The organism is Polynucleobacter sp. HIN8, from assembly GCF_030297615.1.
In the GTDB taxonomy this organism is placed as follows: domain Bacteria; phylum Pseudomonadota; class Gammaproteobacteria; order Burkholderiales; family Burkholderiaceae; genus Polynucleobacter.
This window is the reverse complement of sequence record NZ_AP028139.1, coordinates 1410445-1422839: the sequence shown is the minus strand read 5'-3', so window position 1 is coordinate 1422839 and position 12395 is coordinate 1410445. Positions and strand designations below refer to the sequence as shown.

The following is a 12395-nucleotide window of genomic DNA, read 5'->3' as shown; positions in this document are numbered from 1 at the left end:
ATTGGAGAAATACATGGAGTCCGCAGAAAGCCTATTACGAGATCAAATCCCGGTGGCCCCGCAAATTAATGATTCAACCAAGAAGGCATTGCAAGATGCGATGTTGAGTCCGCGGTTTTACACCACTGACTTTACCGAAGTGGATCGCACCAACATTGATGCATTGCGCTCGGAATGGAATGTTTTGATGGCTGAGTTTGCAGCCGATATTAATTCGGATCATTTTCAGCGACCCGCCGATATGAATAAGAACTATTCCAATGTGGATCCTGAACTTTATGACGAGTTTGTTGATTTCTTGATTAGCTCAATTACATCGGAGTTTTCAGGATGTATTTTGTATGCTGAAATCAAGCGCAAGGTCAAAAATGAGGATATGAAGTTGCTTTATGGCTACATGGCTCGTGACGAGTCGCGCCATGCAGGCTTTATTAATCAGTGGCTCAAGGATTTTGATATTGGGATTGATCTCGGATTTTTGGCAAAGGCAAAAAAATATACTTATTTCAAGCCAAAATTTATTTACTATGCGACCTATCTCTCCGAGAAGATTGGATACGCTAGGTACATCACGATTTTTCGTGAGCTTGAGAAAAAACCAGAGCTCCGTTTTCATCCGATCTTCTTGTGGTTTGAGAGGTGGTGCAATGATGAGTTTCGTCACGGCGAAGCTTTTGCATTAATCATGCGTGCTAATCCCCATTTATTAACGGGGCTTAATAAATACTGGATTCGGTTCTTCTGTTTAGCGGTCTATAGCACGATGTATGTTCGTGATCATTCAAGACCACAGTTGTATAAAGCCATGCAGATCTCACCGACCGACTATGACAAAAAAGTCTTGCGAATTACTAATGAGATTACCAAACAGGTATTCCCCATCACCTTGAACTTGGATGACCCTCGGTTTTACGAGTGCATGAACCAAATGTTGGCCTTATTCCAAAAAATGGATGTTTATAAGGCACGTGGAGGGCTTTTAGCAAAAGTCATGGTGCCACTGTTAGGCGTTCGTGCTGGTTTGGTCTTTGCGCGCGCTTATTTCTTACCTGTGCACAACCATGAGTTACCCCGTAATGTTCGCTTGGTTCCCAGCTGGTAATGAACGATGAGCGTAAGTAGCTTTCTCTTTCCCATGCTGTACACCATCTTTTTATGGTGGTTTGGGACTGGCATTATTTTGTTACTCAACCAACGCCCACGCTCGACCCATCAGGCAACTTTTTGGATGAGCGGTATGGTCTTGCTGTTTGCCTTGGTTGGGTTAAAAACCAGCGCTAATTTAAATACGGTCGCTGGAGCATATTGCGGATTTACTTGTGCTTTATTAGTCTGGGCTTGGCAAGAAATTGGATTTCTATTGGGGTATGTAACCGGTTCGCGCCGCACTCCATGCCCGCCGGATTGCAGGGGTGTGCGTAAAGCGTTTTATGCCTTTCAAACGATTTTTCATCACGAATTAGCCCTAATCGTTCTCGGAATTGCTGTAGCAATTGCAACCTGGGGTGGTAGTAATTTAGTTGGGTTATGGACCTTTCTCATTCTGTGGGCGATGCGTCAAAGCGCCAAACTCAATGTGTTCTTGGGAGTTTTAAATCTCAATGAGAAGTTCTTACCCGTGCATCTTCAATACATGCATAGTTACTTCACCAAGCGAGCGATGAACCCCTTATTACCCATTTCGATTCTCTTGGCGTGTTTGGTGGCATTGCCTCTTTGGCAGCATGCATTTGCTGCGAATGCCAGTGCGTATCAAATTGCATCCTCGACCATTTTGGCAACTCTACTATCGCTTGCAATTCTCGAGCACATCATGATGGTCTTACCATTTTCAACGGACGGATTATGGAAATGGGGACTTCGGTCTTAAACCAATCTTCTCAACGGTCCTGGCCAACTCCATTGGCAATCCTGGAGTTGCTCAAGCCCATCACATGGTTTCCTCCCATGTGGGCATTTGCTTGTGGTGTCATTGCAACTGGTATTGCGATCACCGAGCGTTGGCAAGTTTTATTGGCGGGCGTGCTGTTAGCTGGCCCGATGGTGTGCGCCACTAGTCAGGCAATTAATGACTGGTTTGATCGGCATGTCGATGCGATTAATGAGCCCAATCGCCCGATTCCGTCAGGACGTATGCCGGGACGTTGGGGTTTATACATTGCGATTATTTGGACCGGCTTATCGCTGCTCGTGGGTTGGTGGATTAGCCCCTGGGCATTCGTTGCTACCTTGATTGGCCTCCTCTTAGCTTGGGCATATAGCGCACCACCGCTCCGACTCAAACAAAATGGTTGGTGGGGCAATGCGGCGTGCGGATTATCGTATGAAGGTCTTGCTTGGTTTACTGGTTCCGCTGTGATGCTAGGGGATGCATTTCCGTCGGTGGCATCCATCATTTTGGCTTTGCTCTATAGCATTGGCGCGCACGGCATTATGACCTTGAACGACTTTAAAGCGATTGAGGGCGATCGCCAAATGGGCGTGCGTTCATTACCCGTGCAATTGGGTATTAACGGAGCGGCTTGGAATGCCTGCTTGATGATGATTGTTCCACAATATCTTGTTGTTGGATTCTTGTACTGGCATGGCACCTCATTTCATGCATTAGCGATTCTGGTCTTAATCATTGCGCAATTATTGATGATGAAGTACTTCCTAGAAGACCCGGTAAAGCGCGCATTATTCCTAAGCGGTTTTGGTGTCCCATTATTTGTAAGTGGCATGATGATTAGTGCCTTTGCTGTGGGTCGATTAGCATGACTCAACATTTCACTACCCTCAATTGGTTTGGGATTGCTCGTTTAGGACTTGTACAAGCCTCCTTAGGTGCAGTCGTGGTACTGACCACATCGGTTTTGAATCGCGTGATGGTGATTGAGCTTGCACTTCCTGCATTACTACCCGGTTTGTTAGTAGCGATGCATTATTTAGTGCAATTTATTCGACCCCGGATGGGTTTTGGATCGGATCGCAGTGGCCGTTCAACGCCCTGGATTCAGGGTGGAATGTTGGTTCTGGCCAGTGGTGGCGTGTTGGCAGCGGGTGCGGTGGCTTTGATGAGTCGCGATGTAAGCTCGGGCATCGGCCTCGCTTTTATTGCTTTCATGATGATTGGTTTAGGAGTGAGCGCAAGTGGTACGGCTTTACTAGTGCTCCTAGCAAAACGCGTGGATGAAAAGCGCAAGGCTGCTGCTGCAAGTTGCGTTTGGCTCATGATGATCTTCGGCTTTGCGATGACAGCAGGCATTAGCGGAAAACTACTCGACCCATTTTCCTTTGAGCGCCTCATCATGGTCTCACTAGGTGTATCGTGCATCGCACTTGCGATTAGCTTTATTGCACTGCATGGACTTGAACCTAAATCCCTTGCGCAAACCGCACAGAACGCCAATGAACCCAAATTGCGATTTAAAGAAGCCTTAGCCGAAGTATGGCAAGAGTCACGCGTACGGCGTTTTACCGTGTTCGTCTTTATCTCGATGTTGGCGTATAGCTCACAAGATCTAATCTTGGAACCTTTTGCAGGTACTGCGTTTGGTTTAACCCCTGGAGAGACAACGAGCCTATCTGGCCTTCAACATGCTGGAGTACTTTGCGGCATGCTGCTGTGTGGGTTTATCACGAGCAGAAGTAAGAATCCAAATTTATCGTCACTGCGGATATGGACGGTTGGAGGCTGTATTGCCTCATCGCTCGCCATGCTGAGTTTGGTGATGTCTGGATTGGTGGGTCCTGGCTGGCCATTCTTTAGCACCGTATTTATATTGGGAGTATCGAACGGCGCGTTTTCGATCGCAGCGATTGGCTCGATGATGCAATTTGCTGGTATGGGCAAGGAGCGTCGCGAGGGTGTCCGTATGGGCGTTTGGGGAGCAGCCCAAGCAATTGCTTTTGGACTGGGTGGTATTTTAGGAACGGGGGCGAGCGATCTCGCGCGTTATGTATTAGGTGACCCAGTAACCGCTTACGCAAGCGTCTTCTTTGTTGAGGCCATTTTATTTATGGCCGCTGCCATTCTGTCGTTTTATATCCGACCCAATGAACGCATTACCAAAACCCAACCGGTTGAGTCATCAATCCCTCGTCCGTTTATTTCCCATGGAGGATCATCATGAGTACCCTAGAAACCTTTGATGCAGTGGTCGTTGGCGGCGGGCCCGCAGGGGCAACCGCAGCTGGTGATCTTGCCAAAATGGGACATACCGTTTTATTGCTCGATCGCGCGGGCCGTATTAAGCCCTGTGGCGGTGCAATTCCACCTCGTCTGATTAAAGACTTTGGGATCCCCGACGAACTACTGGTCGCTAAAGCCCGTTCAGCCCGTATGATCTCACCTAAAAATAATCAAGTCGACATCCCAATTGATGGTGGATTTGTGGGAATGGTCGATCGTGATCAGTTTGATGAATGGCTTCGTGTTCGTGCAGCCAATGATGGCGCCACACGTCGCACCGGTATTTTTGAGAAGATCACACGCGACACCGATGGCACGGCCATTGTTCACTATCGAGTTCACTCCGCCAATCGATCAGAGCCAGAGAAGACTGGGGCGGTTCGTGCGAAGACCATTATTGGTGCTGATGGCGCCAAATCGGGTGTTGGGCGCCAGGCCATTCCTGGGGCCAAAGATGTCGATTACGTATTTGCTTATCACGAGATTGTTCGGGTTCCCGAGGCACCGCCACAAGGTTATGATGGCTCGCGTTGTGATGTGTTTTATCAAGGCACACTATCGCCCGATTTCTACGGTTGGATCTTTCCGCATGGCAATACCATGAGTATTGGAACGGGTAGTGCAGATAAAGGATTTTCATTGCGTAGCGCTGTTGGTCAACTTAAAAAACTAACTAATTTAGAAAATACCGAGTTGCTACGCCACGAAGGCGCACCATTACCAATGAAGCCACTTAAAAAATGGGATAACAATCGGGATGTCATTTTGGCTGGCGATGCTGCAGGAGTCGTTGCTCCCGCTTCGGGCGAGGGGATTTATTACGCCATGGTGGGGGGTCGATTAGCGGCTGAGTCGGTGCATGAGTTATTGGTGACCGGGAATGTCAAAGCCTTAGCCCAAGCACGTAAGCGCTTCATGAAAGAGCACGGTACAGTATTTCTGGTTCTGGGGATCATGCAACGCTTTTGGTATGGAAACGATAAGCGTCGCGAGCGTTTTGTCAAAATGTGCGAAGATAAAGATGTACAACGTTTAACCTTTGAATCGTACATGCACAAGAAATTAGTTCGTAAAGATCCGATGGCTCATATTAAGATTTTCTTTAAAGATATGGCTCACCTTTTGGGCATGGCCAAGGTATGAGTGCGGAGTGGTTTGCGCACTATAAGCCGATTATTTTTGCTGTTGTTTGGGGTTTAGTGCTCGCACTGGCTGGAGCATGGGCCACCGATATTGGTGAGTGGTACAAGAGTCTGCAACAACCCCCCTGGAAACCACCCGATTGGGTGTTTGGGCCAATGTGGACCATCATCTTTATTCTTGCAGGTGCCGCTTTTGTGATGGGGTATCATCGCGCCCCCAATCAAGAAACTATCCGGATGTTGGTCATTCTCTTCATTGTGAATGGCTTATTCAATTTCATCTGGAGCGTTTTGTATTTCCGGATGCAACGACCTGATTGGGCGCTGATTGAGGCGGTTGGATTATGGTTTTCTGTATTGGCGATCGTACTCGCTACGCGTTCGTATTCACCCATCTCAAGCCTCTTGATGCTGCCATACCTCGCTTGGGTATCGGTGGCCATGCTGCTTAACTGGACCACGATTCAATTAAACGGTCCATTTGGTCGGGGCTAATAAAAAAGCCAAGCAGAGCGCTTGGCTTTTCCTAAGGCAAGTAGTTGATTAACCCAGGCTGTCTGCCCAAATGTTACGAGCCCAACCCCAAGCGTAAACCCCTTCCAACTTACTGGCTTCGGCGGATAGGCCACCTGAGCCTGGAACGGTCTTGAAGGTCTTATCTTTGGCATCGTACTGATGGACGCTGGCAACGTGAACCACTTCATCGGCACTCACAAAGCTGTAGCAGGTATTGGTGAGAACTGGATTTTGATTGACTTCAAAACCACCAAGTTCAGCAACGATCGCTGCTGCCGCAACTTTGGCATGCGAGTTGGCCATATGGCCTGATTTGGGCATTAGTGGTGCAATCTGAATCGAATCACCAAGAACGTGGATGTCTTTGGCGGCAGTCGATTCAAAATTGATGTAGTTGACATTCACCCACCGGGCATTCGAATTCGCAATACCGGTACGTACTGCGATATCGCCAGCGCGCATGAGGGGCAAAACATTCAATACATCAGCTTTGACGTCATTTTGTACGTCAAATTTGAGCGTCTTGGTTTTGCTATCAACCTCAACTACATTGTGTTTCGGACGGTATTCAATCATGCCGGCATACATGGAGGCCCAAGCCTTTTTGAAGAGACCACCTTTCGAAACCACATCGTCATTGGCATCAAGGATTAATACCTTCGACTTGGGCTTAAATTGCTTAAAGTAACTGGCGACTTGGCAGGCGCGCTCATAAGGTCCGGGAGGGCAGCGGTAGGGTGCCATCGGGATTGAAATAGCGAATACGCCACCATCTTTCATGGACTCGAGTTGCTTGCGCAAGAGGACAGTTTCAGGGCCAGCTTTCCATGCTTGGACCGTCACACCCTCTTGATTTGCTTTGTCCAAACCTTTGATGGTTTCTGTCATCAGACCAATGCCAGGCGACAGGATTAGCTTGTCGTATTTCATTGAGCCACCCGAGGCTAAACGAATGGTCTTTTGCTTCGCGTCAATGGAAGCCACCATGTCTTTGACAACCTTAATGCCATGGCGCTTGGTCAAGTTGTCATAGGGAGTCGAGATATTGGCGATGGTGGTGTGACCACCAACAACTAGGTTCGACATTGGGCAGGAGATAAATTCTGCATTCGGTTCAATTAAAGTAACTTGAGCAGTGTTGTTCGAAAACATCCGCACATACTTCGCGGCGGTAGCACCACCGTACCCACCCCCGACGACGACTACATTAGCTTTACTAATATTGACGGGAGGGCTAGCACAACCAGCCAATACACCTAACGATGCTGCGGAACTAACACCTAAAAAGTGACGACGATCCATTTTTTTTATCCTCAATTATTTTTTGCCAAGCACATTGGCAATGGTTTGGAGTTGCTCATCGGTATAGCCTTTAGCTAATTGATGCATGATGGTTCCAGTGCGCGCACCGCTCTTAAACGCTTTGAGTTGAGTCAACATGGCATCGGGCGATAAATGATTAATTTGAGGCATGCCCGCATTTGGAACACCAACACCATTCGTGCCATGGCAATTCGCACAAGTAGCTGCCAAGGACATTTGATTGATATTGGCAGGACTGGTTTGTGCAACCGCAAGGCCACTAAAGGATAGTAGACCTACAGTGCCGATACTAAGCCCCATGACCTTGAGCTGATGGACAGATGGAAAGTGCATTTTGATAATCTCCATTGGTTTTCATTCAAACAACAAAAGCATCCGTGATATTAATTGATTGATGGGCAATATCGAAAGAAATATCCCATGGTTTCAATACTTAATAGTCATAATCATATAACCCGAACGATTCCTTAGGATTAAGGTTTTCCCTAGGTTTTATGGAAATACTTCCAGTAAATAAAGAGCCTTAAACGCTAGGCTAATAAACTATTGATTATGCAAGCGCCCATCTCCATTCCTTCGATTCTGTTTGGGCTCGTTTTGGCATGCGTTACCTATTTTTATGGCGTCGATAGTCGCTTTGCTCCGAAGAATGGCGATGAATACCCATATACCCATATTGTCCGTATGACCAATGCCGCGGATGCATGGTTACCGTTGCAGTCAGAAATGGTTGGTATCAAAAATACCAAACCACCATTGTTGTTTTGGCAGGGCATGCTCTCAACCAATCATGGTGCGGGATGGTCACTCTTTAATCTACGCTGGCCAAGTTTGGTGTACACCGCGCTCACTACTCTTCTGATTGTGTTGAGTGCAATCGCAATCAGTAAAAATCTCTCGGCTGGCGTATTGGCAGGGGTTATTTGGCTTGCCTTCTTTAATACCTATCGCTATGGGCGTCCGTATCTAGCCGAACCCCCAGAGATCTTTTGGCTTTCTCTCCCATTTTTTCTGTTGCTGATTGTTGGTAAACGGCTCATCGAGTCTAAATTGGTATTTCCTCTGATCACGGGTAGCGCCTTTGGCTTTGCATTGCTGTACAAGTCGGTAGCCTACATCGTGCCTGCTTGCCTAGTATTAACTCTTTGGTATTGGCAATGGCGCGATTGTCGGGTGATGGAATGCATTCAACGCGATCTTTTCAAAGTAATCTCGATTGGCCTGATTGCATTAGGTTTATTCGCGCTGTGGTTTGTCTTCGATCCCGATCCCATGGCGATCTGGAATGAATTCGTGATTGGTGAGAATGCGGGTAAGTTTGCTGCCAGGAATACGAGCTATCTGAAAGACTTTGTCTGGGGTGGAGATAGTGTGGGCATGCTTTTAGTGACTGGGGTAGCAAATGCCGGATTTTTAGCATTCGCAGTATTTAACCTCTTTTATCTGGCGATTCGTGATCGCAAATCGATGAGCACGGAAGAGAAATTACTGTGGATTTGGATTGCGGTATTTTTTATCATCTTTTCCCTACCTAGCCAGCGTTCGGGTCGATATTTATTGCCCATCATGCCAGCGATTGCCATCTTATTGGCCATGCATTGGCAGCAACTTAGTCGCTGGACCTTTTGGCTTGGCTTGGTATTGCAGGGTATTGTTTTAATAGCCTTGGCATGGCTCTCTTGGAATATCAATCTTTGGTCGTATCCAATATGGCATTGGTTTTTACTCATCGGTGCAATTGCCATTGTTTTGATTGGGCTATTTCAGGCTCGCTTTACCAAAACAGCAACGCTGCTTGCTTGTTTTCTCACTGTTCTATCTTTAAGCAGCAGCATCATGCCGCTCGATGGAGCTGCAGGGCGCTTTGATGCGAAAACCATTGCCGCACTTCAAGGTAAGACGGTGTGGTTCCCTTGTGACTTTCGGGCCAAGGATGAGGAGTATCGGTTTTTGATCCCGGGCGCGAATATCAAAGGTTACCCAGCGAGCGAAGCTAAAAATCTTACGCAGTTAGCGAATCAATACTCCTTATTCGCAGTTCAGGCTCCCGTCAATACGAAATTTACTCCATGCCCCGATTGTGAGGTGATCGGTGAGCGCCTAGAGATGCGTGCTCGGCATTCATCTGACGAGATTAAGGCGATGCTACTGGGCCAAGTAAGCGACAATCTCTTCGTGAAAGAGTACATCGTATTTGCCCCATTTAATATCGGTAAGGATGCAGCCCCCGAGAAAGACGCATGCCGATGATGCGGGTACTGGCATTTGTATTCCTAATCGTGGCAATCGCAATGGCGTATTTTCAGTTGCATGATCATCCGACCTGGGCTGATTTTCAGGTTCCGGTTGAGCAATCCACTACCGAACTAACCCCCTCAAGTGCTCCTACTTATTCTAAAACGAAGCCCATCGTTAATCCACCGACATTGCAAGGATTAACGGAGTGGTTGCCTGACACGACAAGACCGTCGGTGCACGCGGCGAGCGTTATTCCCCTAAAGGATGGAAACTGGCGGGCTTTTTGGTTTGCCGGTTCACGAGAAGGTGCGGCCGATGTAGTCATTTTGAGTGCAACCTGGGATTCAGTGATTAAGCAATGGGGACCCGCGAGTGTGGTTTTGGATCGAGAGGGTGCGCAAGCAGGTCTTGGACGCTACATTGCCAAGCTGGGTAACCCTGTACCGATGCGCAATATCAATGGGCAATTACAACTTTATGTGGTGGCAGTCTCGATTGGTGGTTGGGCAGGTAGCTCAATCAGTGTGATGCACTCCGATGATGATGGAGTCACTTGGTCTGGACCAAAACGCCTAATCACCACGCCTTTACTCAATCTCAGCACCCTAGTGAAGGGTTCGGGGTTTTTGTTTGCAGACGGCACGATGGGAATCCCGGTTTATCACGAGTGGATTGGTAAATATGGTGAGCTCATACGACTCGATCCGACTGGTCAAATACTGGATAAACGACGGATGTCCTCGGGCCGTGGTACCTTGCAACCCATCGTCTTTATCGATGATGCTAAGCATGCAAGTGCGTATTTTCGTCAAGCCCGTCGCACGGGCCCCAAGCAAATTCCTGTAAGCCATACAGCAAGTGCTGGTGAGCGTTGGGAGTTAGCGCCCGATTTAGGGCTAGCCAATCCCAATGCAGCCATCACTGGAGTGGAGTTATCGGATCGAACCCGTTTGATGGTCTTTAATGATTTAGAACACGGGCGTCATCGCCTCGTACTTGCAGCAGCGTGGCCTAATCCAGCCAAAGCAGATAGTAGTCAGTCGGCAAAGAGCAACTATTCGCCCTGGAAGACAATTGCGGTTCTTGAGGATGAGACCGCCTCAACAACGAATCCAAAAGAAGAGTTCTCTTATCCCTATATGAGCCTGAACCAACAAGGTCAAGTCTTATTGGTCTATACCTGGAATCGCAAACGAATGAAGTCAATCCTTTGGGACGCTGGTTATCTACAGTCGTATTTACAACATATCAAATCAGAAACGGATAGGTCGCAATGACGCTTTCCACCTTGATTCATCAACTACCGCTAATTGAGATTAGTCTCATTACCAGCATTATTTTTTTACATCTGATTCGAGCCACTCTGAATATCGGCTATGGGCTTATTCCAGGACTTCTCTTGGTGAGCATTGGATCACTTGTTTTACTTGCCCCGTTCGGAGCCATTGGCGCACCATGGAGTTTGCCGTTTGCTGCCTATATTCGGGGAGTAACTGGTGATTTGAGTATTTTGAGTCTAATGCTAATCATTTGTACATGGAGTGGACTGAATGCGTTTCGTATTGCAAGCATTACTCCAATCCTAATTGCAGTAGTGGCTATTTTGTTTTATCCCTTTGCTTTGGGATTCACCATGTTTGATCCCTATGCGTGGGGCTATCATTCCAGTGTTTTCGTGGGAACCGTTTTGTTAGTTGCTGCAATTTATTTCTTTGCCAAGCACTCTTGGGAAGCGTTCATGATCTCCATTACCGTGATTGCCTGGTCGATTCATTGGCATGAGTCAATTAATTTATGGGATTACTTATTAGATCCATTTCTCGCAGTCTGGGCAATTGGGCTTAGTATCCGATGGGTAATTTGGGGAAGACCTCAGGCCGATGATGCCAATGAATGGAGCATGGATGCAAGTCTGATGTCGCGTCCTAAGCGCGGTCGGATGTTTGGCTAACACCCAAATAAAAAGGCCGGTTTGCACCGGCCTCGGAATCATTGAAAGCGCAACGGATTAATCAGGAATGTTGGCTTTGCGAATGATTGGACCCCAACGGTTGATCTCGGCATCTAAGTGAGCTTTGAGTGACTCACCGTTTTGCTTCGAAACAGGAACGATATCAATGTTTGAGGAATCTAAGCGAGCCTTTAGATCAGGATCGGTCAATGCCTTCTTGAGGGCAGCATTTAAACGATCCAAAATTGGTTTTGGTGTGCCAAGCGGAGCATAAATACCGTGCCATACCTTCACATCAAAGCCTTTCATGCCTTGCTCATCCAAGGTTGGAACATTGGGGAGGGCAGAAAGACGCTTGGGAGTAGTTACGCCATAGACCTTAACCTTGCCGTCTTTGATGAACGGAATGGTTTGGGTAGTTTGGTCGCACAAAATATTTACTTGACCACCAACTAAGTCGGTCAAGGCTGGGCCAGTTCCTTTGTAGGGAACAGTGGTTACACGCACACCCAAACGGCTCTGGAAAATCAATCCGCACAGTTGGGACACGGCACCTGGACCTGCATTGGCCATTGTTACCTTGTCTTTATTGGCGCGGATGTATGCCTCAAGCTCTTTGAAGTTATTCGGTGGGAAGTTTTTGCTGCCCAAAAGCACCATTGGTACATCTGCAACTTGACCGATGTACTCAAAATCTTTGAGGGGATCGTAGGGCAACTTGTCATACAGCGCTTGAGCAGTGGCCATACCCATGTGGTGGATATAAATGGTGTAACCATCGGGTTTGGATTTGGCAACCTTGGCAGAAGCAACGGTACCACCGGCACCAGCGACGTTTTCAACCACAACGGTTTGACCAAGTGTTTTACTCATATTGGTTGCGAGTAAGCGGGCAATCGTATCGGTTGGACCACCAGCTGCAAACGGTACCACTAAGCTAATTGGCTTATCAGGGTATTTTTGCGCGTTTGCTGTTCCGGTCAATAACAGACCAGCACCCATCACCGCAGCAAGTAATGCATTTAAAGGTTTATTTAATTTCATTCAAAAG

General features: G+C 47.5%; 12 protein-coding genes. 9 read left to right on the top strand and 3 right to left on the bottom strand.

The features are described 5' to 3' along the window. Positions 1 to 13: 13 nt before the first annotated feature. The 6 genes from acsF to QUE65_RS07405 are packed head-to-tail and all read left to right on the top strand — an operon-like array spanning position 14 to position 5811. The gene (gene acsF / locus QUE65_RS07430; RefSeq protein WP_286280375.1) at positions 14 to 1102 is read left to right on the top strand and encodes a magnesium-protoporphyrin IX monomethyl ester (oxidative) cyclase; all 1089 of its coding nucleotides are present in this window, start codon (positions 14 to 16) and stop codon (positions 1100 to 1102) included. A 6-nt stretch (positions 1103 to 1108) separates the two neighbouring features. Further along, complete coding sequence (gene puhE / locus QUE65_RS07425; protein WP_286280372.1) at positions 1109 to 1870, top strand: putative photosynthetic complex assembly protein PuhE; 762 nt, start codon at positions 1109 to 1111, stop codon at positions 1868 to 1870. After that, entirely contained in the window at positions 1846 to 2760 is a 915-nt protein-coding gene (gene chlG, locus QUE65_RS07420; RefSeq protein WP_286280371.1) for a chlorophyll synthase ChlG, read from the top strand. Before puhE ends, chlG begins: the two co-directional genes overlap by 25 nt. Continuing rightward, entirely contained in the window at positions 2757 to 4115 is a 1359-nt protein-coding gene (locus tag QUE65_RS07415) for a BCD family MFS transporter (RefSeq protein ID WP_286280369.1), read from the top strand. Before chlG ends, QUE65_RS07415 begins: the two co-directional genes overlap by 4 nt. Then, a complete protein-coding gene (locus QUE65_RS07410) occupies positions 4112 to 5317 on the top strand; it encodes a geranylgeranyl diphosphate reductase (RefSeq protein ID WP_215369521.1) in 1206 nt (401 codons plus the stop codon). The genes QUE65_RS07415 and QUE65_RS07410 overlap by 4 nt, the downstream gene beginning before the upstream one ends. Continuing rightward, positions 5314 to 5811, top strand: a complete 498-nt coding sequence (locus QUE65_RS07405; RefSeq protein ID WP_286280366.1) for a TspO/MBR family protein — start codon at positions 5314 to 5316, stop codon at positions 5809 to 5811. The genes QUE65_RS07410 and QUE65_RS07405 overlap by 4 nt, the downstream gene beginning before the upstream one ends. Positions 5812 to 5859: 48 nt before the next feature. Here the strand turns inward: QUE65_RS07405 and QUE65_RS07400 are convergent, their stop codons facing one another. Further along, positions 5860 to 7134: an NAD(P)/FAD-dependent oxidoreductase gene (locus QUE65_RS07400; RefSeq protein WP_286280364.1), complete on the bottom strand. Its 1275-nt coding sequence runs from the start codon at positions 7132 to 7134 to the stop codon at positions 5860 to 5862. A 15-nt stretch (positions 7135 to 7149) separates the two neighbouring features. Beyond that, positions 7150 to 7488, bottom strand: a complete 339-nt coding sequence (locus QUE65_RS07395; protein ID WP_251371827.1) for a c-type cytochrome — start codon at positions 7486 to 7488, stop codon at positions 7150 to 7152. A gap of 219 nt (positions 7489 to 7707) precedes the next feature. Between QUE65_RS07395 and QUE65_RS07390 the strand changes: the two genes are divergently transcribed. Genes QUE65_RS07390 through QUE65_RS07380 form a run of 3 tightly spaced genes read left to right on the top strand, consistent with a single transcriptional unit; the run spans position 7708 to position 11344 of the window. Then, a complete protein-coding gene (locus tag QUE65_RS07390; RefSeq protein ID WP_286280361.1) occupies positions 7708 to 9405 on the top strand; it encodes an ArnT family glycosyltransferase in 1698 nt (565 codons plus the stop codon). Next, a complete protein-coding gene (locus tag QUE65_RS07385; protein WP_286280359.1) occupies positions 9396 to 10670 on the top strand; it encodes an exo-alpha-sialidase in 1275 nt (424 codons plus the stop codon). The genes QUE65_RS07390 and QUE65_RS07385 overlap by 10 nt, the downstream gene beginning before the upstream one ends. Further along, positions 10667 to 11344 carry a hypothetical protein gene (locus tag QUE65_RS07380; RefSeq protein WP_286280358.1) on the top strand — a complete coding sequence of 226 codons (678 nt, stop codon included), beginning with the start codon at positions 10667 to 10669 and terminating at the stop codon, positions 11342 to 11344. Before QUE65_RS07385 ends, QUE65_RS07380 begins: the two co-directional genes overlap by 4 nt. 57 nt (positions 11345 to 11401) lie before the next feature. Here QUE65_RS07380 and QUE65_RS07375 read toward each other — a convergent pair whose 3' ends face one another. After that, positions 11402 to 12388: a Bug family tripartite tricarboxylate transporter substrate binding protein gene (locus QUE65_RS07375; RefSeq protein WP_458574750.1), complete on the bottom strand. Its 987-nt coding sequence runs from the start codon at positions 12386 to 12388 to the stop codon at positions 11402 to 11404. Positions 12389 to 12395: the final 7 nt, after the last annotated feature.

Bases quoted from the DNA above. Each gene is read 5' to 3' on its own strand.
- QUE65_RS07405 (WP_286280366.1), top strand. From the start codon at position 5,314: ATGAGTGCGGAGTGGTTTGCGCACTATAAGCCGATTATTTTTGCTGTT.
- QUE65_RS07380 (WP_286280358.1), top strand. From the start codon at position 10,667: ATGACGCTTTCCACCTTGATTCATCAACTACCGCTAATTGAGATTAGT.
- QUE65_RS07395 (WP_251371827.1), bottom strand. From the start codon at position 7,488: ATGCACTTTCCATCTGTCCATCAGCTCAAGGTCATGGGGCTTAGTATC.
- chlG (WP_286280371.1), top strand. From the start codon at position 1,846: ATGGAAATGGGGACTTCGGTCTTAAACCAATCTTCTCAACGGTCCTGG.
- QUE65_RS07375 (WP_458574750.1), bottom strand. From the start codon at position 12,388: ATGAAATTAAATAAACCTTTAAATGCATTACTTGCTGCGGTGATGGGT.
- QUE65_RS07385 (WP_286280359.1), top strand. From the start codon at position 9,396: ATGCCGATGATGCGGGTACTGGCATTTGTATTCCTAATCGTGGCAATC.
- QUE65_RS07415 (WP_286280369.1), top strand. From the start codon at position 2,757: ATGACTCAACATTTCACTACCCTCAATTGGTTTGGGATTGCTCGTTTA.
- puhE (WP_286280372.1), top strand. From the start codon at position 1,109: ATGAGCGTAAGTAGCTTTCTCTTTCCCATGCTGTACACCATCTTTTTA.
- QUE65_RS07400 (WP_286280364.1), bottom strand. From the start codon at position 7,134: ATGGATCGTCGTCACTTTTTAGGTGTTAGTTCCGCAGCATCGTTAGGT.
- QUE65_RS07410 (WP_215369521.1), top strand. From the start codon at position 4,112: ATGAGTACCCTAGAAACCTTTGATGCAGTGGTCGTTGGCGGCGGGCCC.
- QUE65_RS07390 (WP_286280361.1), top strand. From the start codon at position 7,708: ATGCAAGCGCCCATCTCCATTCCTTCGATTCTGTTTGGGCTCGTTTTG.
- acsF (WP_286280375.1), top strand. From the start codon at position 14: ATGGAGTCCGCAGAAAGCCTATTACGAGATCAAATCCCGGTGGCCCCG.